The sequence below is a fragment of the Sphingomonas sp. ABOLH genome (assembly GCF_003951715.1).
In the GTDB taxonomy this organism is placed as follows: domain Bacteria; phylum Pseudomonadota; class Alphaproteobacteria; order Sphingomonadales; family Sphingomonadaceae; genus Sphingomonas; species Sphingomonas hankookensis_A.
Genome location: NZ_QQWV01000016.1, coordinates 52,500 through 73,544, shown reverse-complemented (window position 1 = coordinate 73,544; position 21,045 = coordinate 52,500). Strand labels below are relative to the sequence as shown.

The window sequence follows — 21,045 nt, the reverse complement described above, 5'->3', positions numbered from 1 at the left end:
CGCGTGACCGAATTGTGGAGCCATATCGTCGCCGATTTCGCCAATATCGGCAGTCCCTCCGCGCTGGCCGCGTTCGGACAGGTGGTGCTGATCGACGTGATGCTGGCGGCGGACAATGCGATCGTCGTCGGGGCGTTGGCGGCGGGCCTGCCGGCGGATATGCGACGCAAGGTGATCCTGATCGGGGTCGGTGCGGCGCTGCTGCTCAGGGTCGTCTTCGCGTTGCTCGTCACGCAGCTGTTACAGGTGACCGGGCTGGTCTTTGCCGGCGGGCTGCTGCTGGTGTGGGTCGCATGGAAGATGTGGCGTGAGCTGCGGGGACCGGACGACAGCGGGGATGCCGTGACGCAGGCCCCGCCGCGCAGCTTCGCCAGCGCCGCCTGGGCCGTTGCCATCGCCGACGTGTCGATGAGCCTCGACAATGTGCTGGCGGTGGCCGGGGCGGCCCGGGACCATCCCGGTATCCTCGCCGTCGGGCTGATCCTGTCGGTCGCGCTGATGGGGGTTGCCGCCAATGTGCTGGCGCGCGTGATCGAACGCTATCGCTGGGTCGCCTATATCGGGCTGGCCGTCATCCTCTATGTCGCGTGCCGCATGATCTATGAGGGGCTGACCGATCCCTCGCGCGGTGTGCTGGCGTTGTTCGCCTGATCTTGCCGGAGCTTGCCATGAACCAGCCTTCGATCCCGCTCGTCCTGCTTCCTGCCATGGGCTGCGATGGTCAGCTTTGGGCGCGGCAGGTCGTCGACCTGGGCGACATCGCCCATCCGGAACTGGGCGACCTGACCGTCGACGACAGCCTGTCGGCGATGGCGGCACGGGTGCTGGCCCATGCGCCGCCGCGCTTCGCGGTCGCGGGCGTCAGCCTCGGCGGCTATGTCGCGCTGGAGATGATTCGGCAGGCGCCCGAGCGTGTCCTGCGCGTCGCGCTGTTCGGAACGCGGGCGAGCATGGAGATGCGCACCCGGACGGTCGGCGAACAGGGATTGCTCGCCACCGCGCCGCATGCCGATCCGATGCTGACCCCGATCGTCAGCGGGCCGGTGCAGGCGATGGCCGAGCGCGTCGGGACGGACGTGTTCGAACGGCAGCAGCGCGCGCTGCTCGCCCGGCCCGACCTCGACACGGCGATCGCGGCGGTGCGGGTGCCGGCGCTGGTCGCGGTCGGGGATCGCGACCTGATCTGCCGGGTAGCGGATGCGGCGGCATTGGCCGAGCGTATTCCCGGTGCGCGGTTCCACATCCTGCGCAACTGCGGCCATTTGTCGCCGATGGAGCGATCGGGCGAGGTGACGATGCTGTTGCGGAACTGGCTGACCGCCTGACGCCGCGAAGGATCGACGTGGCGGAGAATGCCCCTACAAGGGCAGATCCCGTCATGGTCGAGAAGTCGATGTCCGATACGTTGAAAGTGATGCTGCAACATGTGCTGCCCAAGCAGCCGCTGACCGTCCTGGCCGGTCGCATCGCGGGCGCGCGGGGCGGGGCGTTCACGAGGCGGCTGATCCGCTGGTTCGTGGCGAAATACGGCGTCGACATGGACGAGGCGGCGAATCCGGACATTGCCAGCTATGCGAGCTTCAACGACTTCTTCACCCGCCCGCTGAAGCCCGGTGCCCGCCCGATCGCGGCGGCGGATTTCGTCTGTCCGGTCGACGGCGCGATCAGCCAGTTGGGGCCGATCGACGACCATCATATCGTGCAGGCGAAGGGGCATCGCTTCACCACGACCGATCTGGTCGGCGGCGACGCTTCGCTCGCCGCGCAGTTCCAGCATGGCAGTTTCGCCAATCTGTACCTGTCGCCCAAGGACTATCACCGGCTGCACATGCCCTGCGCCGGGCGGCTGGTGCGGATGATCCATGTGCCGGGCGCGCTGTTTTCGGTAAACCCGGTGACCGCGCGCGGCGTGCCGAACCTGTTCGCGCGGAACGAGCGGGTGGTGTGCGTGTTCGATTCCGTCGAGCATGGCCGCTTTGTGATGGTGTTGGTCGGCGCGACGATCGTCGGCAGCATCGCAACGCCGTGGCATGGCGTGGTCAACGCGAAGCGGACGGGCAAGCTGTCCGAATGGAGCTATGCCGACCGCGACATCACGCTCGCCCAGGGCGAGGAGATGGGCCGCTTCCTGCTGGGGTCGACGGTCGTGATGCTGTTCGGGCGTGGTCGGATCGCCTTCAGGCCCGACTGGGCCCCAGAGCGGACCGTGCGGCTGGGCGAGCGGATGGGCGACCGACCCTAGTGGCGCAACGACGCTGGGTTGCATGATGGTCCGTCCGTAAGTCGTTCAAATTCGGCCGGTCGGTATGACAACGCGGTCAACGTGGCCTTCCGGCATCACTTTCGTGAGAATGTTCACATTTCCTCTGCGCGTGGCTTGACACCCCCTTCGGCCTGTTCAAGTGAACGTTCTCAATATGCGCGCAAATAGGACGCGCACGAAAGCAGGGGAGGAAGGACATGCGTGGCACCGCCACTCGCACCGTTTCGCGTTGGATGATCGGGGCTTCGGCCAGTGCATTGGTCGCGGTTGCAGCACCGGCGCTGGCGCAGGACGCCGCCGCGACGCTCGGCCAGCCCGGCGATTCCGAAATCCAGACCGCGGACGCGCCCGAAGTCGAAGGCGACGAAATCCTCGTCACCGGGATCCGCGCCAGCCTTCGCGACGCGCTGAACATCAAGCGCAACGCGCAGGGCGTGGTCGACGCGATCAGCGCCGAGGATATCGGCAAGTTCCCCGACACGAACCTGGCGGAGTCGCTCCAGCGCATCACCGGCGTGTCGATCGACCGCGCCAATGGCGAAGGCTCGACCGTCACCGTGCGCGGCTTCGGTCCCGAATATAACCTCGTCGTACTGAACGGCCGCCAGCTGCCGACCTCGACGCTGGGCGATGGCGCCAGCGCGCCGGCCTCGCGCTCGTACGACTTCGCCAATATCGCATCCGAAGGCATTGCCGGGGTCGAGGTCTACAAGACCGGCCGCGCCGCCGTGCCGTCGGGCGGTATCGGTTCGACGATCAACATCAAGACGCCGCGTCCGCTCGACCGTCCCGGCATCCGCGGATCGGTCGCGGCCAAGGGCATGATCGACACGTCGCAGAACGGCAAGGATCAGATCACGCCGGAACTGTCGGGCGTGTTCAGCAGCACCTTCGGCAGCGAGGACCAGTTCGGCTTCCTCGTGTCGGGCAGCTATCAGAAGCGCAACGCCAGCGTGAACACCGGTTCGGTCGGGTTCGGCAATGCGTTCCTCGGCACCGAGAACGACTGGGGGACGCTCGGCGCCGAAGGGCCGAACGTCATCAACCGCCCCGGCCCGACCGACGTCTACGAAGTTCCCCAAAGCGCGGCCTACAACCTGACCGACATCCGTCGCGAGCGGATCAACGGGCAGGTCGTGCTGCAATATCGTCCGGTGGAATCGCTGACCGCGACCGTCGACTTCACCTATTCGCGCAACAAGGTGGAGGCGCGCGACAGCAGCGTCGGCATCTGGTTCAACTTCGGCGACACGTCGAGCGAGTGGACCGATGGACCGGCCGCCGGACCGGTATTCTACACCGAGCGGTTCGGGCCGGGTAAGGACCTGTCGTACAGCGGATCGCTGACCGCCAATGTCAGCGAGAACAAGTCGCTCGGCGGCAACCTGAAATGGGAGGCGCCGGGCGGCGTCACCGTGACGCTCGACGCGCATCATTCGACCGCGGAATCGAAGCCGACCAACCGCTTCGGCTCCAGCACCTCGGTCGGGTCGGCGATCTTCGGCGTCGCGTCGCAGACGGTCGATTTCACCAAGGACCTGCCGGTCATCTCCTACGTGATGCAGCCGGGCATCGACGCGCTGAACCCGGCGCTGATCAACGCGACCGGCAATTCGTTCCGCAACGCCTATTTCCGGGACGAGATCAACCAGGTGCAGCTGAGCGGTCATTACGACCATGACGGCAGCTTCCTCGATTCGATCGATTTCGGCTTTTCCTACGTCAACAACCAGGTCCGTTCGGCATACGGTTTCGTACAGAATGATACCTGGGGCGGCGTCGGCACGCCGGCGGACCTGCCCGACGACCTGTTCACCCGCGTGTCGCTGCCCGACAAGTTCCGTGGGGTGAGTGGCGCGAAGGACGGGATCATCCCGGCCTATTACAAGTTCGATTTCGAACGGATGGTCGACCTGCTCGACAGCCGGTTCGGCATCTGCGGCGGCGACGGCAACTGCCTCGCCAGCTTCGAGGCCGACCGGCGCATCACCGAAAAGACGATCTCGCCCTTCATCCAGGTCAACAACGCGTTCGATCTGCTCGGTCGTCGTTCGCACCTGATCGCCGGTGTCCGCTATGACCAGACGACGGTCAGTTCGTCGTCGCTGACGCCGATCCCGGTCGGTACGGCATGGGTCGCGCAGGGCGAGTTCAACGTCGTCTATTCGCCGCAGAGCGACTTCCTGACCAGCAAGGGCAGCTACGACAACTGGTTGCCGGCAGTCGATTTCGACATGGAGGTGCTGGACAACGTCAAGCTGCGCGCATCGTACAGCCACACCATCACCCGCGCCGATTACAACAGCCTGCAAGGTGGTCTGACGCTCAACCGCCAGTTCGGCATTGCCGGCGGCGGCGGGTTGCAGGGCAATCCGAACCTCGTGCCGTTCCTGTCGAAGAACATGGACGTGTCGGCGGAGTGGTATTACGCGCCGACCAGCTACGTCTCTGCCGGATATTTTCGCAAGAACGTCAGCAACTTCATCAATTCGCAGGAAGTGCAGCGCTCGGCATTCGACCTGCGCAACCCCGCCAACGGTCCCCGCTTCCGTGCGGCGCAGGCGGCCTTGGGCGGAACGACCGACACCGGGCGCATCCGCGACTATATCCTGCGCAACTTCACGCAGGGCGTGGAGGTCGCGCGCAATGCGGCCGGGGCCCCTATCCTCGACGTCAACGGCTATTATACCGGCCGTATCCTGGGTCTGCCCGAAGACGGGCTGGTCGATTTCCGGATCGGCACGCCGTTCAATTCGGACCAGACGGCGACGCTCGACGGGTTCGAATTCGCGATCCAGCACAGCTTCTGGGACACCGGCTTCGGCACGATCCTGAACTATACGATCGTGCGGGGCGACGCGAAGTTCAACAACGCGCTCGACCCCAATGTCGGTCAGTTCGCATTGGCGGGCCTAAGCGACAGCGCGAACGCGGTGCTGTTCTATGACAAGGCGGGCCTGCAGGGACGTGTCGCGTATAACTGGCGCGACAAGTTCTATGCCGGCGGCAACCCGAACCCGACCTATGTCGAAGCGTACGGGCAGGTCGATGCGAGCGTCAGCTACGAGTTCCGCAAGGGGCTGACGCTGTTCGCCGAAGCGATCAACCTGACCGGCGAAGGACGTCGCGGCCACCGCCGCAACGAAAACTTCGTGACGTTCGCGCAGCCGGGCTTTGCGCGCTATACCGGCGGCGTGCGGTTCAGCTTCTGATCGCACCAGGGGTCGCCGGGCGGGTCATGCCGCCCGGCGACCGATAACGGGACCGGATGAGGGTGACGCAGCGGGTCAGGCAGATCGTGGTCGTCGGCGGGGGAACCGCCGGGTGGCTCGCCGCGTGCCGCATCGCGGCGGCGGCCGACCCTCATGCCGCCGAACCCCTGGCGGTGACGCTGATCGAATCGCCCGACGTCGCCACGATCGGCGTGGGCGAAGGGACGTGGCCGACGATGCGCGGCACGCTGGCACGGATCGGCATCGACGAGGCCACCTTTCTTCGCTCCGCCGACGCGTCCTTCAAGCAGGGTTCGCGCTTCGATGGATGGCGCACCGGCGCGCCGGACGATTTCTATTACCACCCCTTTACCGCGCCGGCCGATGTGCCCGCCGCCGATCTGCTGCGGGCATGGGATGGCGGGCGTTTTGCGGAGGCGGTCTGCGCTCAGCCGGCGGTCTGCGCCGACGACCTCGCCCCGCGCCAGCCGGGGATGGCGCCCTATGCCGGGGCGCTCAACTATGGCTATCACCTCGATGCGGGGAAGTTCGCCACGCTGCTGCGCGATACCGCCTGCAACCGGCTGGGCGTGCGGCATGTCCGCGATCATGTGACCGGGGTCGAGGCGGCGGACGATGGCGCCATCACCGCCGTCCTGACGCGGGGGTCGGGACGGATTGCGGGAGACCTGTTCCTCGATTGCACCGGGCACGCCGCGCTGCTGATCGGGGGGCATTTCGGGATCGGGACGATCGACCGTACCCCCATCCTGTTCAACGACCGTGCGCTGGCGGTGCAGGTGCCGGTCGCGCCGGACAGCCCGATCGCGTCGCAGACCAATGCGACCGCGCATGATGCCGGCTGGATCTGGGACATCGGTCTGCCGGACAGGCGCGGCGTCGGCTGCGTCTATGCGTCCGATTTCCTGAGCGATGACGCGGCGGAAGCGACGTTGCGACAATATCTGTCGATGACCGCGCCGGGGGCGGAAGCGGCGGCGCTGGCGTTCCGCCAGCTCCGCTTCCGCTCGGCGCATCGCGAGCGCTTCTGGCAGGGCAATTGCGTCGCCATCGGTCTGTCCGCTGGCTTCCTCGAACCGCTCGAAGCATCGGCCATCGTGCTGATCGAATTGTCGATCGACGCGCTGCTCGACGGCTTTCCGGCGGATCGGAGCGCGATGCCGTTGCTTGCGCGGCGGTTCAACGATCTGTTCCGCTATCGCTGGGACCGGATCGTCGATTTCCTGAAGCTCCATTACGCGCTGAGCGAGCGCGACACGCCCTATTGGTGTGCCCATCGCGATCCGGGCAGCTGGACGGAGTCGCTCCGCGATCGGATGGCGCTGTGGCGGATGCAGCCACCGTCGCCCGCCGACTTTGCGCATGCCGACGAAATCTTTCCGGCGGCGAGCCATCAATATGTGCTGTACGGCATGGGCGTAAGCCCGCCGCCGCCCGGCGCGCTGCGTCCGCATCCCGGCACCGCGAGCGCGCTGCATCAGGTGCGGCAACGCGCCCGGACGCTCGCCGCCAGCCTGCCGACCAACCGCGCCTATCTGCGCGCCCTTACTCCTCCCACCGGAATGGCCCATGTCTGATCATCAATTGCTGAACGTCGCCGCGCATCGCGATCTGCGGGTCCGCCGCGAACGTTCGGTCGAGCTGGGCGACGGGGTGATGACCGCGCTGGTCGTGCCGGACGAATTTCGTCAGGTGCAGGCGAGCTATCCGATCCTGTTCCGCCAGAACCGCGAACGCGACGGCTTCGTACCGCTCGCGCTGTTCGGTTTCGATGCGGGCGAGAATCTATTCCTGGCCGATGGCCGCTGGGATGCGCCCTATCTGCCGCTGTCGATCGATATCCAGCCGTTCCTGATCGGCGGCGCACCCGATGGCGATACGACGCCCAAGGCGGTGATCGACATGGCCAGCCCGCGCCTGTCGAGCGACGACGGGGTGCGAATCTTCGATCGGGAGGGCCGGCCGTCGCCCTATCTGGAGGTGATCCTCGAACGGCTGGGCGCGCTCGACGCGGGCTATCGCGGATCGGCGGCGTTCATGGACGCGCTCGACCGGTACGGCCTGCTCGAACCCTTCACGCTGGAGGTGACGCTGGACGACGGGTCGACCAACCGGCTGGTCGGGTTCCACTGCATCGCCGAGGAACGGGTGGCCGAGCTGGACGCCGCGACGCTCGGGCGGTTGAACGCCGACGGGCATCTGCTGCCGATCTATATGGCGATCGCGTCGCTCGCCAATCTGCCCGCCCTGATCGCGCGCAAGAACCGGCATGGCTGACCTGCCGACGATCGCCGAGGTCGAGGCTGGCGACGCCGCCACGCTCGACCGGTTGCTGCGCGAGGCGACGGCGCCGTTCGTGGTGCGAGGGCTGGTGACCGACTGGCCGCTGGTCGAGGCGGCTCGGCAGTCGTCGCAGGCGGCACGCGACTATCTGGTGCAGCATCACCGCGACATTCCCTTCACCGTGTCGATCGGCCGGCCGGGCGGCGGCGACCGGCTGTTCTACGACGATGCTATGGCGATGAACTTCGCCACCGTCCGGGCGAAGCTGCCCGACATATTGGGGCAGATCGCGCGCGAGGAGGACGCGGTCGATGGCCGGCCGATCTACCTTGCGTCGATCGACCTGCGCGGGTTCTTCGACGGGCTGGCCGAGGCGAACCGGGTCGATCTGGGGACGCGCGAACCGCTGGCGAGCATCTGGATCGGCACCCGCACGCGGATCGCCGCGCATAACGACCTGCCGGCGAACCTCGCCTGCGTGGCGGCTGGTCGGCGGCGCTTCACGCTGTTTCCGCCCGACCAGTTCGTCAACCTCCATCTGGGGCCGCTGGACAACACGCCAGCCGGGCGTGCGGTGTCGATGGTCGATTTCACCGCACCCGATCCGCAACGGCATCCCCGCTTTGCCCAAGCGCTCCGCCACGCACAGGTCGCCGAGCTGGAGCCGGGCGATGCGATCCAAATCCCGTCGCTATGGTGGCATCATGTCGAGGGGCTGGCGCCGTTCAACATCCTCGTCAACTATTGGTGGCGCGATCAGCCGCGCTGGTTCGGCCAGCCGCAGGACGCGCTGCATCACGCGATCCTCGCCATTCGTGACCTGCCCGACGATCAGAAGGCACATTGGCGGGCGGTGTTCGACCATTATGTATTCGCCAACGACGATGCCGTGACCGCGCACCTGCCGCCGGGCGGGCGCGGCGTGCTCGATCCCCTGACCGCCGAAAGCGCGGAGCGGCTGCGCAACTTCCTGCTGAGGCAGCTGGCCAAATGAGCGTCACGCGCGTCGTGATCGCCGGGGGCGGCACCGCCGGCTGGATGGCCGCCGCCGCCATCGCCCGGACGATGGGCCGCATGGTCGAGGTGACGTTGGTCGAATCCGAGGCGATCGGGACGGTCGGGGTCGGCGAGTCCACCATCCCGCCGCTGGTCACTTATAACCGCTTGCTCGGCATCAACGAGGCCGAGTTCATGGCCGCCACCGCCGCGACCTTCAAGCTCGGCATCCTGTTCGACGGGTGGCACACCCCGGACAGCCGCTATTTCCATTCGTTCGGCACCACCGGGCGCGATCATTGGGCGGCGGGGTTCCAGCATTACTGGCTGAACGGTCGGACGCGGGGGCATGAACGGCCCTATGACGACTATTGCACCGAGCTGGTCGCGGCGTTGCAGGGCAAGTTCGCGCATCTGCCGGGCGACGCGACCAACTATGCCTATCAGCTGGATTCCGGCCGCTATGCCCAATTCCTGCGCAATATGGCCGAGCGCGACGGCACGCAGCGGGTCGAGGGGCGCATCGCCCGGGTCGAACTTGACGGCGAAACCGGCGATATCGCCGCGCTGCTGCTCGACGGGGATCGGCGGATCGAGGGCGACCTGTTCCTCGACTGCACCGGTTTCCGCGCGCTGCTGATCGAAGGGACGCTGCACGCTGGCTTCGACGACTGGACGCACTGGTTGCCGTGCGATGCGGCGATCGCGGTGCAGACCGAAAGCGTCGGGCCGCCGCTGCCCTATACCCGCGCGATGGCGCATGATGCGGGGTGGCAATGGCGCATCCCGCTGCAACACCGGGTCGGCAACGGCATCGTCTATTGCAGCCGATATCTCGACCGTGACGGCGCGCTCGACCGGCTGATGGGCAATGTCGAAGGCGCGGTGCGGACCGAACCCAATTTCCTGCGCTTCACGACGGGCGCGCGGCGGAAGCAATGGCATCGCAACTGCGTCGCCATCGGCCTGTCCGGCGGGTTCATGGAGCCGCTGGAATCCACCAGCATCCACCTGATCCAGCGCGCCGTGCTGCGGCTGCTGCGACTATTCCCGCAAGGGGGCATCCGGCCAGCGGACGTCGCCGAATTCAACGACCAGCAGCTGCAGGACATGGAACAGATCCGCGACTTCCTGATCCTGCATTACAAGGTTACCGACCGGCGCGACTCTCCGTTCTGGCGGCAATGTGCCGCCATGGACGTACCGACGACGCTGCAACAGAAAATCGACTTGTTCCGCCAGAGCGGACGGGTATTCCGCCGCAACGAGGAATTGTTCGGCGAGAATAGCTGGGTGCAGGTGATGATGGGGCAGGGGATCGTACCGGAGGGCTATCACCCGATCGCCGACAAGCTGAGCGATGCGGAGCTCGACCGGCTGTTGTCGATGATTCGGCGGCAGGTGGCGGATACCGTCGCGACGATGCCGCCGCACGGCGACTATGTCGCGCGCTATTGCCCAGCGGATCGACCCTGATGCCACGCCGTCGTCAGGCGGTGACGATCAAGCATGTCGCGGCCGATGCCGGGGTGTCGCTGCAGACCGTCAGCCGGGTCATCAACAACGAACCCAATGTCCGCCCCGAAATGGCGGAGCGGGTGCGCGGCTCGATCAACCGGCTGGGCTATGTCCCGCTGATCGCGGCGCAGCGCATGGGCGGATCGAAATCGCGCCTGATCCTCGCGCTCAACGACCGCGACCGCACGATCGCCGGCTGGCAGAACCGCGAAGGTACCGACTGGGTCGACCAGATGCTGCTCGGCGGGATGCTGACCTGCGGACGGCACGGCTATCGTCTGATCCTCGAGCTGGTCGATACGCATAGCGACCATATCGAGCGCGAACTGCTGGGCGCGATCGGTGCGTTGCGACCGGACGGCGTGATCCTGACCCCGCCGCATTCGCAGGACCCGGTCATCCTCGACCTCCTAGAGCGCCACGGCATCAGCATCGCGCGGATCGGATCGCTGACGCCCGGTCCCGGATTTTCGCTGATCATGGGTGACGAAGATGCCGCGCGGATGGCGACCGACCATCTGATCGCGCTCGGCCATCGCCGGATCGGCCTGATCGCCGGGGCGACCGATTATGAACTGAGCGGCTGGCGCGTGACCGGATGGCGTGCCGCGCTGGCCGAAGCGGGACTTGCCGACGACCTGCTCGCGCCCGGCAATTTCGACTATGCATCGGGCCGGGCGGCGGCGAACAGCCTGCTGGCCGCCGCCGATCCCCCGACGGCGATCATCGCCAGCAGCGACCAGATGGCGATCGCCACGCTCGAATATGCCCGCGAACGTGGGCTGAGGGTGCCCGAGGACCTCTCGATAATCAGCTTCGACGACACGCCGGTCGCCCGCTTCGCATCGCCGCCGCTGACCGCGGTGGTACAGCCGATCGCGGCGGTCGCCACGCTGGCGGTCGAGCGTATCATCGCCGAACAGGCGCAGGACGATCTGCCGACCGAACCGGTCTATGTCGCGGCCGATCTGGCAGTGCGCGGCTCGACCGCCCCGCCGCCTCGGCGGTAGGGCGCGCCCGGCAGCGCGCGGTCCCGTGCCGCTTTGGTATGTTGATGTAAATCAACATGATTGTCGTGAACAATAGATCGCGGCGTTCGTTACCGTAGCGATATGAACCAATGCTCCTGCGCCCGACTTCATCTCCTCGCCTTCCTCCGGAACGGCTGATGGAGGATGCAGCCCGGCAGGCTGTCGCCATCTGCGTTCCGGTTCGTAACGAAGCCGCCCGCCTTCCGCGCTTCCTCGACGGTCTGGGTCGGCTGGCCGTCCCGCCGGCGACCGACGTCGCGGTCTGCCTGCTGCTCGACAGCTGCACCGATGGCAGCGCCGACATCGTGTCGGACTATGCGCACCGCGCGGCGTTCCCCGTCCATGTAGCAACCGCCTGTCGGCCGGATGCCAATGCCGGGATCGCCCGTCATGGCGCGATGACGCTGGGTGCGGCGGTCCTGGGGAACGCGAACGGCATCCTGATGACGACCGACGCCGACAGCTGCCCGCAGGACGACTGGTTGCGGATCACCTTGGCCGCGCTCGCCGGTGCCGACGTCGTCGCCGGCAACGTCATCCGCCGCGGCCCCCGGCGCGACGCGGCACAGGATCGCATCGAGCGATATTATGCCGACCTCTATGCCCTGCGCCGCCGCGTCGATCCGGTGGACTGGGAACCGCCCGTTGCACATCCGCATAGCAGCGCCGCCAACATCGCCATCCGCCTTTCAACCTACGCCGCGCTCGGCGGCTTCGCACCTGTGGCGAGCGGTGAGGACGCACGGCTGATCGACGACGCGGCACGCGCCGGCTTTCGCGTACGACGCGAAGCGGCCAGCGTCGTCCATACCTCGACCCGCCGACAGGGTCGGGCGGAGGGTGGCCTCGCCACCGCGCTCGATTGGCTCGATCGCGCCGGAATCGATCCCGTCCGCGTGACCCATCCAGTCGACCAGCTCTGGCAGTATCGCCACCACGCCGCGGCCCGAAGCGCGTTCCGGCGTCGCGACTTTTCCGCCTTGGCCGCGGCGATCCGGTTGAGCGTGGATCATGTGATCGGGGTCGCACGCGATTGTCCGAACGCGGAGGCATTTGCGATGCGGGTCGTACCGGTAGCGCCACAGGGGATGCGGCAGGTGTCGCTGCCGATCGCGGAAGCTGTCCTTGCCGCGCTGGTAGCGGCCGCCGATCCGGCGCGGGCGGCATGAACGACCTCAGCCTGCGTCTTGCCGAGCTGGGGCGCGATACGGCGGTGGGGAGCGACCCGCAGGATGCGGCATCGCTACTCGCATTGCTGCGGCTGCTCTACACGGTCGGGCGGGAGGACCTTCCGCTTGGCCGGCTGTTCGAAGGGCATGTCGATGCGGTGCAGATCGTCGCCCGTTATGGAACGGCCGAACAGGTTCGCGCCCTGTCCGACGCCATATGCGGTGGAGCGATCCTGGGCGTATGGAATGCCGATCTATCGGGGGAGCCGCTGCGGTGGGATGGGGCTTTGCTGAACGGCGGCAAGAGTTTCGCATCGGGTGCCGGCATTTTGTCCCACGCGTTGGTCACGGTCGATAGCGCCGCTGGACGGCAACTTCTGCTCCTCGACCTCGCGATGGCCGTGCCGGAGATCGACCACGATTTCTGGCGGGTTGCCGGCATGCAGCGATCCGAGACGCATATCGTACGCTGGCAGGACGCGCCGGTCGGACTCGACGCGGCCATCGGGGCACCGGGCGATTATGTGCGGGAGCCTTGGTTCAGCGGCGGCGCGCTGCGGTTCGTCGCGGTGCAGGCCGGCGGAATCGCTCGGCTGGTCGATGTGGTTCGCGATTATCTGGTGACGGCGGGCCGTGCCGCGGACCCGCATCAGGCCGGTCGCCTGGCGCGTCTGTTCGGCCTTGCGGAAGCCTCCAACGCAGCGATACGGCGCGCGGCGGAGGGTTGGTTCGCCGACGAAGCGGCGCGCCTGCCGCTCGTCGCAGCGGCGCGCGCTGCGACCTATGCCGCCGGCGGGGAGGCTATTGCCCTTGCGCAGGAGGCGGTCGGCGTCGCTTCGCTGTTCGTCGATCATCCGCTTTCTGGGACCATGACCGATCTGGCGATGTACTTGCGTCAGCCCGGACCGGATGCGCAGCGGATGCAGGTCGGTGCCGCCGTCGCGTCCGGCATCCTGCGGCCGATGCTGTGAAGGTCAGGGTAGGTCGCCCGCGCGCGTTGCTGGTCGTCGCACCGCATCCGGACGACGAAGCGATTGCGGCCCATAGCCTGATTGCCCGGCTGGCGCGCCGTGGTGTCCGCATCGCCATTCTCGTCGTGAGCGACGGCGCGGCATCGCATCCGGGCAGCGCGGCATGGCCGCGTCGGCGCCTGGTGCGCGAACGTCAGCGGGAAACGCGGCGGGTCATGCGGCGGATCGGCGTGATGGCGGACGCCGTGACGTTCCTCGGCCTGCCCGATGGACGGCTGGGTGACCATCTGTCTGAGGTGCGTCGGGCGATGGCGCGTGCCGTTCGCAAGCTGCCGACGCCCCTGCTCGCGCTTGCGCCGTTGTCGAACGACGCGCATCCCGATCACCGCGTCGTGGCGGCGGGAGCCGTCGCGCGACCGGGCCTGTGTTGGTGGCGCTATCCGGTATGGCCGGCCGGGCAGCGGTGGCGCGGGTCGCGTATGCTGCCGCTGACCGCGCAGGAGCGTCTGGCCAAACGTAACGCGATCCGCAGCTATCGCACCCAGGCTGGATGGATCACCGACGATCCGACAGGCTTCGCGATGACCCGCCAACAGATCGCCGCGTTCAGCGGTCCGCAGGAAGTCTTCGTCGTGGCTGGCCGGCGATGAGGCCGATCACGCTTGACGGGTTCGAGCGCAGCTTCACGCACGATCCCGATCCGTGGCGTACCTTTTCCGACCATGACGAGGCGATCAAGCGCACCGCGATCCTGCATGCGATCGGCTGCGCCCCGCGCGGCCGGGTGCTCGAGCTGGCCGCGGGTAACGGTTCGAACAGTCGCGCACTGGCCGCGCGAAGTCTACGGCTGGATGCGACCGAGGCGACCGCCGCGGGAACGAAGCTGGTCGCTGCTGCTCTTCGGGGACGGGCGCCGCGTGCCCGGGCGATACGGCTGGCCGTGCCCGCCCGGTTTCCGCGGGGTCAATATGACGCGGTCGTCATTGCCGAGATGCTCTACTATCTGTCGCCCAAGGCAATGAAGCATACCGCGCAGGACGTCGCACGCGCCCTGCGGCCCGGGGGCATGCTCGTGCTGGCGCATCATCGGATCGACTTTCACGACTTTGCCCAGCATGCCTGCCACTTGCAGCAGACGTTTCTCACACAGACGGGTCGCGAATGGCGGGTCCGTATCGTTCGCCGAACCCGGCGATGGGTGGTGCTCGCCTGCAGGCTGCTGTGACCATTAGCCAAGACGGCCAATCCAGAGCGGAGTCTTAGGGCCACTGCTCGATGCGGGATCGAACCGCGTCCGATCCCGCACCGATACGAAGCGACCGCCTACACCTTGCCCATCACGGCTTCAGCGTCGAATTGGCGAGGTTCCAGCCACGCAGCGATACCATCGGTGCCGCCGCTTGCGTCGCCGGATAGCGGATGGTGACGTCGCGGTGTTCGCCGGGGAGGAGGGAGATATAGTTGTCGCTGTAGAAGGCGGGGAGAATGCGGGCGCCGCTCGGCCCGGTCAGGGTCAGTTTGACGTTGAGTGCGGGCACGGCTCCATCGTTCGACAGCGTGACGGCGACCATGCGGTCGGCACCATCGACTACCGGCGCGGCCATGCGGGTCGTGAGCTTCGCCGGGGCGAGGCCGTTGAGCGCCTGGTAGGATGCGGCATCGCGTCCGCGCCAGTAGAAATTGTCGGAGACCTGCCGACCGGCGGCGTCGGTGAGCGTCAGGCGGACCAGCACCATCGGATGCGCCGCATATAGCCCGTCGAGCGGAACGACGGCCAGCGTGGTTGCGCGGTTGGCGAGCGCGTCGACCCGGTCGGTCCGGGTGAACAGTTCGGCATTGTCCAGCCCGACCACGCGCACGCGGGCGGTCAAGCCCGTCGCATCCGTCTGCGTCGTGTTCAGCACGACCAGTTCGTTGCCCGGCAGGTTCAGCTGGACATGGAGCGGTTCGGCGGCCTTCTTCGCGCCGTAATAGGCCGCGTGGGTGTCATAGTCCCACGAATAGATCTGCCACGCATTGGACGGCCACGCCGGGTGGGTCATCCACAGCAGCCGGCCGCTATTCTTGGTCCACAGATGCCCCAGGAAACCTTCGTACATCGCCTTGTGCGTTTCGAGGTTCATCATCTGCGCCTTGCGTTCGAAATCGGCGAAGTCCTTGCCCGGTCCGAACATCGTCGCCAGCGTCTGCATGAACGTCTTGGTGTCGCCGTTCCCGCCGAAATGCCAGTCGTGATAGGCGAGCACATCGCCCAGCGGCCAGCGGTCGCCGGCGGGGACGTAGGATGCGATCGATTCGGCGGTCGACAGCGACGGCGTGCCGGTTTCGACCGAAAAGCCGGTGGCGAGATCGGTGAAATAGCCGACCGGCGGGCGGTAGTTGTACGGCCCCGACCCCTGCAAATTCACGACGTTCGACGATCCGGTGAACCAGCGCGTGCCGTCGAGCTGGAACACGGCATCGTCCAGCCCCTCGTTCAGCGCCGGATAGGGGACGCCCTCGTTGCGGCCGAACCACAGGATGATCGACGGGTGGTTGCGATAGCGTGCGATGGTGTCGCGGGCGTTGGCGAGGAACAGCGACGCATCGTCGGGTTCGATCTGGAAATTCTGGGTCGATTGCCAGAAATCGTTCAGGACCATCATGCCGTTTTCGTCGGCGAGGTCGTAGAACTCCTCCTCGGTATTCGTCCCCATCCAGTTGCGGATGACGTTCATGTGCGCCTCGCGCTGGAGGCGGAAGAAGGGGGCGAGCCAGGCATAGCTGACCCGCTTCATCGCATCGTCCATGCCCCAGTTGCCGCCGCGCGCGGCGATCCGCACGCCGTTGACGCGGATGGTCAGGTGCGGCTCGGGTAGCGTTTCGGCGATGGTCGTCACGGCGCGTGACGTCTCGCCCGCCGCGGTCAGCGATTCCGCCCATCCGGTCGGGGTCTGCTTGATCGCACCATGGCGGACGTCGATCAGCTTCTGCCCGGCAAGGCCGCCATCGGTCGTCTGGACATTGACCCGGCGCAGCGCGCCCTTCGCATCGAACAGCGACAGGTCGTAGCTGACCTCGCGGATGCCGAAGCGTCCCGCCTCGCGGTCCGACACGCCGTTCGCGTCGCTGACCTGATAAGTCGCGTGATAGAGATGCGGGTCGCCATAGCCGTTGGGCCACCAGAGTTTGGGATTGGCGACGCGCAGCGCGGGGAAGTCGGCGGGGGTGAAGCGGACGTCGCTGCGGCCGGGCGGGGCGGTAACCTGCCTTTCGACCGTCACCCCTTCGAACGCGACCTTGACCGTGACGGGGGCGGCGGGGCCGCTATTGTCGATCGGGACGGTGATGTGCACGTCGGCGCGGTCGGTGCGGGGCAGCGGCAGGTCGGTGACGACCTGCGGGTCGAGGATGCGGACCGCGCCATGCGCCAGCAGCTCGACCGGACGCCACAGCCCGGTATTGCGGTCGCGGATGCCCGGAATCCAGTCCCACCCCTCGGTCGCGACGAAGGTCGGGCCGTCGATCGCCAGCTGTCCGCCATTTTCGCCGACGCCACCCGCGACCGATTGTTCGTGCGGAATGCCGGGATGGGGCGGCGGCGATACGCGGACCGCGATCACATTCTCGCCGGCGACCGGCACGAAATCGAACTGGCCACGGATGAACGCGCCGCGCGTCGTGCCGAGCGCGGCTCCGTTCGCCCAGATTTCGGCGGCATAGTTGATCCCGCCGAACACGATGGTCAGCTTCTTGCCCGCGGCGTCCGCCGGCACGGTGAAGCGCGTGCGATACCAGTAATCCTGCCGCGCCAGCTTTTCGGGAATCTTCAGATTGTTCAGGCCGTAATAGGGATCGGGATAGACCCCGCGATCGACCAGCGTCTGCAGCACGGTGCCGGGTACGGTTGCGGCATGCCAGCTTCCCTTCGGGTTTCCCGGCCGCGACAGCGCTGCGCCGTCGCCCGCGACATCGGGCGCGGCGGCCAGTTGCCAGCCGTTGATCTGCCATCGGCCGGCGGCCAGCGGCTGGACCACCGGCGCGCCCGGCAGCGGCTTTGCCGCCGGTGCGCTATAGGCATCGCCCTTGCTCTGCGGCAGGGTCCACGCGTCCTGCTGCTGCGTCAGCCCGATATTGGCCTGTTTCTGGAACGGCCAGGTGACGCCGACCTCCCACAACTGGACATTGGCGAAGTCGGGACGCGGAAGGGCGGCGATGTCAGCCGCCGCCAGCGCGCGGTCGTGCAGCGTCACCCCGACCAGCGTACCGCCGAAATGGGGCCGACCGGGTATCGCGCGGGCGATATGCAGCGTTTCCTGCGTCGCGGCCGACGGGGCCACGCCGGTCGCGACGCGGCGGCCATCGACATAGATGGCGGCGCGGCGGCCGTCCGAACTGACGGCGACCTGCGTCCAGCGTCCGGGCGTGATGGCAGGGCCGGCAAGGGTCGCATCGCCATCGCGCAGCGCAAGACGCCCGTCGTCGAGCGATAACACGCGCCCGTCGCCGATCGCGACCAGCGGGACGGTGCCGTTCTGTCGGGCGTCGGCCTTGATCCACAGGGTCATGGCGTAGGGGGCGCTGGCCGCAGTCACCGGACCGGTGACGGGACGTTCGATGCCGATCCCGCCGGTCAGGAAGCTGGCGTTATAGGGACCGCCGTTCGCGGGCACCTGTGCCGCGGCGATGCCGCCCCATCCCGCACCGGCCAGCAGCGCTGCCAGAATGCCCAGTTTCATGCGGAAATCCTCTTTGTCAGTTCGGCGCTGATCGCTTCGAGATCGCGGCCACGGGTTTCGGGGAACAGACGCCAGACCAGCAGCGCCTGCAGCAGCATCGCGGCGGCAAAGCCCCAGAAGGGCAAGGCCCGGTCCCACTGCGCAACCAGCGGAAAGGCGAAGGACAGGACGGCATTGGCGACCCAATGGGTCGCGCTGCCGATCGCCTGCCCCCGCGCGCGCACGTCGGTCGGGAAAATCTCGCTGAGATAGACCCAGATGACCGCGCCCTGCGACATGGCGAAGGCGGCGATGAACAGGATCAGCAGCGGCAGCAGCAGGGCGGGCGAGGCCAGTCCCATATAGACCAGCGCGACGCCGCCCAGGGCGATCGCGGTGACGATGCCGCCGCCGATCAGCAGCGGACGCCGCCCGAAGCGATCGATCACGCCCATGCCGATCACGGTCGCGATCAGGTTGGCGACGCCGATCGCGATCGCCTGCACATCGCCCGACACGCCGGTAAAGCCCGCCGCCGCGAAAATGTCGTTCAGGTAATAGAGGATCGCGTTGATGCCCGACAGCTGGTTGAACAGCCCGATGGCGATGGCGAGCAGGATCGGCATGCGATGCGCGCGCCAGTGGAGCCGGCCGGTGCCGCCGCCCTCCGCTGCCGGGATCGCATCCAGCCCGAGCCGGGCGGCGGCATCGGCGGCCTCGTCGCTGCGTCCGCGCGCCGACAACCAGCGCGGGCTTTGCGGCAGACCGGTCAGCAGGATCAGGAACAGCGCCGCCGGCACCGCCGCGACGCCCAGTTTCCAGCGCCACGCGATATCGGCGGCGACTGCCTGCGCGACCAGATAGTTGCTGAGATAGGCGACCAGGATGCCGGCGACGATGTTGAACTGGAACAGGCCGACCAGCAGCCCGCGCCGCTTCGCCGAACTGATCTCGGCGATATAGACCGGGACCAGGACCGACGATGCACCGATGGCGAGGCCGCCCAGCACGCGAAAGGCGATGAAGCCGGTCAGCGTGGTGGCGATGGCACAGCCGACCGCCGACACGACATAGAGCAGCCCGATGACGCGGAGTACGGCAAGGCTGCCCCAGCGGTCGCCCGGTGCGCCGCTGAACAGCGCGCCGACCAGCGTTCCCCACAGCGCGGCGGAGACGGCGAGGCCGAGGCCCGCTTCGGACAGGGCATATTGGCTGCGCAGGGCATCGGTGACGCCGGAGATGACGGCGGTGTCGAACCCGAACAACAGCCCGCCGAGGCTCATCGCGATGACGGCGCGGGTGTGGGTCGCGCCGCTCATGCGCCTGCCACCCGGGCGAGGAACGCACCATGCGGTTCGGCATGGGACAGGGTCCGCGCGATCGCGGCGCGCATCCGCCCGAAGCTTTCGAGCAGGGCGTCTTCGCCGATCGCGTCGGCCAGCGGCGAATGCCGGTCGGGCAGGTCGCCGAACCCGGCATAGAGGCTCAGCCAGCTGGGGTCCTGGAATGTATCCCATTCGTTGCGCACGAATTCTCCTCCCGAACGCCATGCGTCCAGCTTGATCTGCAAGGGGGCGGGCGGTTCGACCGCGCGGATGGCCTGCCAGAACGGCTCGTCGCGGCCGTTGGCGAGATAATGGAGGAACAGGAAGTCGCGCAGCCGTTCGAATTCCAGCACCGATTGCCGGTTATAGGTGGCGGCGAGGCGGGGATCGCAGTCGCGGTCGGGGAACAGTGCGACGAAGCGTTCCAGGCCCGATTGGATCAGCGAGATGCTGGTCGATTCCAGCGGCTCGAGGAAGCCCGAGGCGAGGCCCAGGCCTACGACATTGCCGCTCCAGAAGCGTGCGCGGTGCCCGGTGACGAAGCGCAGGCGGTTGGGATCGGCGAGCGGGGCTCCTTCGAGCGTCGCGAGCAGCGCGTCCTCCGCATCGGCATCGGACTGGAAGCTGCTGCAATAGACGCTGCCATTGCCGATACGGTGGCGCAGCGGGATACGCCATTGCCACCCGGCCTTGCGCGCGGTCGCGACGGTATAGGGCGTCGGATCGCCCGGCGCGGCGCGGCACGGGATCGCCACCGCACGGTCGCATGGCAGCCAGTGGCGCCAGTCGACATAGGGCACGCCCAGTGCCTCGCCCAGCAACAGGCTGCGGAACCCCGACGCGTCGATCCACAGGTCGCCGGCGATCGTGCGCCCATCTTCCAGCGTCACCTGCGTCACAAGGCCGCGCGGCTGGTCGGTCGCGACCGATACGATCCGCCCGTCGACATGCGCGACCCGGTTGGCAAGCGCGGGGCGGCGCAGCAGCGCGGCAAAGGCGGCGGCATCGAAATGCAGCGCGAAGTTGAACACGCCGATATCGTTGGCCGGCCGGTCGACCGGCGGCAGGAACAGGCCGTTGCGGGCCAGTTGGGTGGCGAGGCAATAGTCGGCGAGCGGTCCGGCCTTGCCCAGCGCGTTCAGTCGCAGCCAGTATTGGTGGAAGGCGACGCCCTCCGCCCCGACGCCATACAGGCCGAAGGGGTGGAAGAAGCGGTGGCCTTCGCCGCCCCAGCCGTCGAAGCGGATGCCGTATTTGATCGTGCCGCCGGTTTCGCGCAGCACATCGGCCTCACCCAGCTCGATCGCCGACAGGAAGTCGCGGATCGCCGGGACGGTCGCCTCGCCGACGCCGACGGTACCGATCGCCGCGCTGTCGACGACGGTGATCGACAGGTTCAGATGGGCGAGCCGCCGCGCCAGATAGGTCGCCGCCATCCACCCCGCCGTCCCACCACCGACGATGACGATCGATCGAACCGGTTCGTGCGGCATCTGTCCCCCCCGTGTCGCTTGTGTCGTTCGTATCGCCTACTACCGTACCCCCGCGCAGGCGGGGTA

The 21,045-nt window shown here is 67.4% G+C and carries 16 protein-coding genes; 13 read left to right on the top strand and 3 right to left on the bottom strand.

The window, feature by feature from the left end; translation table 11 throughout:
* Positions 1 to 3 precede the first annotated feature (3 nt).
* The 13 genes from CA237_RS09790 (at position 4) to CA237_RS09730 (ending at position 14,689) form a co-directional block, all read left to right on the top strand.
* Positions 4 to 651: a TerC family protein gene (locus tag CA237_RS09790; RefSeq protein WP_066691276.1), complete on the top strand. Its 648-nt coding sequence runs from the start codon at positions 4 to 6 to the stop codon at positions 649 to 651.
* 17 nt (positions 652 to 668) lie between these two features.
* Entirely contained in the window at positions 669 to 1,325 is a 657-nt protein-coding gene (locus tag CA237_RS09785; RefSeq protein ID WP_126013941.1) for an alpha/beta fold hydrolase, read from the top strand.
* A gap of 53 nt (positions 1,326 to 1,378) precedes the next feature.
* Positions 1,379 to 2,242, top strand: a complete 864-nt coding sequence (gene asd / locus CA237_RS09780; RefSeq protein WP_241215466.1) for an archaetidylserine decarboxylase — start codon at positions 1,379 to 1,381, stop codon at positions 2,240 to 2,242.
* 218 nt (positions 2,243 to 2,460) lie between these two features.
* Complete coding sequence (locus tag CA237_RS09775; RefSeq protein WP_066691271.1) at positions 2,461 to 5,475, top strand: TonB-dependent receptor; 3,015 nt, start codon at positions 2,461 to 2,463, stop codon at positions 5,473 to 5,475.
* 56 nt (positions 5,476 to 5,531) lie between these two features.
* Entirely contained in the window at positions 5,532 to 7,073 is a 1,542-nt protein-coding gene (locus CA237_RS09770; protein WP_126013939.1) for a tryptophan halogenase family protein, read from the top strand.
* The gene (locus CA237_RS09765) at positions 7,066 to 7,773 is read left to right on the top strand and encodes a SapC family protein (protein ID WP_066691267.1); all 708 of its coding nucleotides are present in this window, start codon (positions 7,066 to 7,068) and stop codon (positions 7,771 to 7,773) included. Before CA237_RS09770 ends, CA237_RS09765 begins: the two co-directional genes overlap by 8 nt.
* Complete coding sequence (locus CA237_RS09760; RefSeq protein WP_066691265.1) at positions 7,766 to 8,773, top strand: cupin-like domain-containing protein; 1,008 nt, start codon at positions 7,766 to 7,768, stop codon at positions 8,771 to 8,773. The genes CA237_RS09765 and CA237_RS09760 overlap by 8 nt, the downstream gene beginning before the upstream one ends.
* Positions 8,770 to 10,251 (top strand): tryptophan halogenase family protein, encoded by a 1,482-nt coding sequence (locus tag CA237_RS09755; RefSeq protein ID WP_066691264.1) that lies wholly within the window; start codon positions 8,770 to 8,772, stop codon positions 10,249 to 10,251. The genes CA237_RS09760 and CA237_RS09755 overlap by 4 nt, the downstream gene beginning before the upstream one ends.
* A complete protein-coding gene (locus CA237_RS09750; protein ID WP_066691294.1) occupies positions 10,251 to 11,303 on the top strand; it encodes a LacI family DNA-binding transcriptional regulator in 1,053 nt (350 codons plus the stop codon). The genes CA237_RS09755 and CA237_RS09750 overlap by 1 nt, the downstream gene beginning before the upstream one ends.
* A gap of 158 nt (positions 11,304 to 11,461) precedes the next feature.
* Positions 11,462 to 12,493 carry a glycosyltransferase gene (locus CA237_RS09745; RefSeq protein WP_164523857.1) on the top strand — a complete coding sequence of 344 codons (1,032 nt, stop codon included), beginning with the start codon at positions 11,462 to 11,464 and terminating at the stop codon, positions 12,491 to 12,493.
* Positions 12,490 to 13,464 (top strand): acyl-CoA dehydrogenase, encoded by a 975-nt coding sequence (locus tag CA237_RS09740; RefSeq protein WP_066691251.1) that lies wholly within the window; start codon positions 12,490 to 12,492, stop codon positions 13,462 to 13,464. Before CA237_RS09745 ends, CA237_RS09740 begins: the two co-directional genes overlap by 4 nt.
* Positions 13,461 to 14,114, top strand: coding sequence for a PIG-L family deacetylase (locus CA237_RS09735; RefSeq protein ID WP_084401628.1), 654 nt, complete (start codon positions 13,461 to 13,463; stop codon positions 14,112 to 14,114). The genes CA237_RS09740 and CA237_RS09735 overlap by 4 nt, the downstream gene beginning before the upstream one ends.
* The gene (locus CA237_RS09730) at positions 14,111 to 14,689 is read left to right on the top strand and encodes a class I SAM-dependent methyltransferase (RefSeq protein ID WP_066691241.1); all 579 of its coding nucleotides are present in this window, start codon (positions 14,111 to 14,113) and stop codon (positions 14,687 to 14,689) included. Before CA237_RS09735 ends, CA237_RS09730 begins: the two co-directional genes overlap by 4 nt.
* A gap of 112 nt (positions 14,690 to 14,801) precedes the next feature.
* On the opposite strand, the gene CA237_RS09725 is transcribed toward CA237_RS09730, so the two are convergent.
* The 3 genes from CA237_RS09725 to CA237_RS09715 are packed head-to-tail and all read right to left on the bottom strand — an operon-like array spanning position 14,802 to position 20,979.
* Entirely contained in the window at positions 14,802 to 18,182 is a 3,381-nt protein-coding gene (locus CA237_RS09725) for a LamG-like jellyroll fold domain-containing protein (RefSeq protein ID WP_126013935.1), read from the bottom strand.
* Positions 18,179 to 19,480, bottom strand: coding sequence for a sugar porter family MFS transporter (locus CA237_RS09720; protein WP_066691231.1), 1,302 nt, complete (start codon positions 19,478 to 19,480; stop codon positions 18,179 to 18,181). The genes CA237_RS09725 and CA237_RS09720 overlap by 4 nt, the downstream gene beginning before the upstream one ends.
* Positions 19,477 to 20,979, bottom strand: coding sequence for a tryptophan halogenase family protein (locus CA237_RS09715; protein ID WP_126013933.1), 1,503 nt, complete (start codon positions 20,977 to 20,979; stop codon positions 19,477 to 19,479). The genes CA237_RS09720 and CA237_RS09715 overlap by 4 nt, the downstream gene beginning before the upstream one ends.
* Positions 20,980 to 21,045 lie beyond the last annotated feature (66 nt).

Excerpts from the sequence above, each read along its gene's own strand:
- CA237_RS09730 (WP_066691241.1), top strand. The coding sequence starts at position 14,111 with ATGAGGCCGATCACGCTTGACGGGTTCGAGCGCAGCTTCACGCACGAT.
- CA237_RS09720 (WP_066691231.1), bottom strand. The coding sequence starts at position 19,480 with ATGAGCGGCGCGACCCACACCCGCGCCGTCATCGCGATGAGCCTCGGC.
- CA237_RS09760 (WP_066691265.1), top strand. The coding sequence starts at position 7,766 with ATGGCTGACCTGCCGACGATCGCCGAGGTCGAGGCTGGCGACGCCGCC.
- CA237_RS09740 (WP_066691251.1), top strand. The coding sequence starts at position 12,490 with ATGAACGACCTCAGCCTGCGTCTTGCCGAGCTGGGGCGCGATACGGCG.
- CA237_RS09765 (WP_066691267.1), top strand. The coding sequence starts at position 7,066 with ATGTCTGATCATCAATTGCTGAACGTCGCCGCGCATCGCGATCTGCGG.
- CA237_RS09750 (WP_066691294.1), top strand. The coding sequence starts at position 10,251 with ATGCCACGCCGTCGTCAGGCGGTGACGATCAAGCATGTCGCGGCCGAT.
- CA237_RS09775 (WP_066691271.1), top strand. The coding sequence starts at position 2,461 with ATGCGTGGCACCGCCACTCGCACCGTTTCGCGTTGGATGATCGGGGCT.
- CA237_RS09785 (WP_126013941.1), top strand. The coding sequence starts at position 669 with ATGAACCAGCCTTCGATCCCGCTCGTCCTGCTTCCTGCCATGGGCTGC.
- CA237_RS09745 (WP_164523857.1), top strand. The coding sequence starts at position 11,462 with ATGGAGGATGCAGCCCGGCAGGCTGTCGCCATCTGCGTTCCGGTTCGT.
- CA237_RS09755 (WP_066691264.1), top strand. The coding sequence starts at position 8,770 with ATGAGCGTCACGCGCGTCGTGATCGCCGGGGGCGGCACCGCCGGCTGG.
- asd (WP_241215466.1), top strand. The coding sequence starts at position 1,379 with ATGGTCGAGAAGTCGATGTCCGATACGTTGAAAGTGATGCTGCAACAT.
- CA237_RS09725 (WP_126013935.1), bottom strand. The coding sequence starts at position 18,182 with ATGAAACTGGGCATTCTGGCAGCGCTGCTGGCCGGTGCGGGATGGGGC.
- CA237_RS09715 (WP_126013933.1), bottom strand. The coding sequence starts at position 20,979 with ATGCCGCACGAACCGGTTCGATCGATCGTCATCGTCGGTGGTGGGACG.
- CA237_RS09770 (WP_126013939.1), top strand. The coding sequence starts at position 5,532 with ATGAGGGTGACGCAGCGGGTCAGGCAGATCGTGGTCGTCGGCGGGGGA.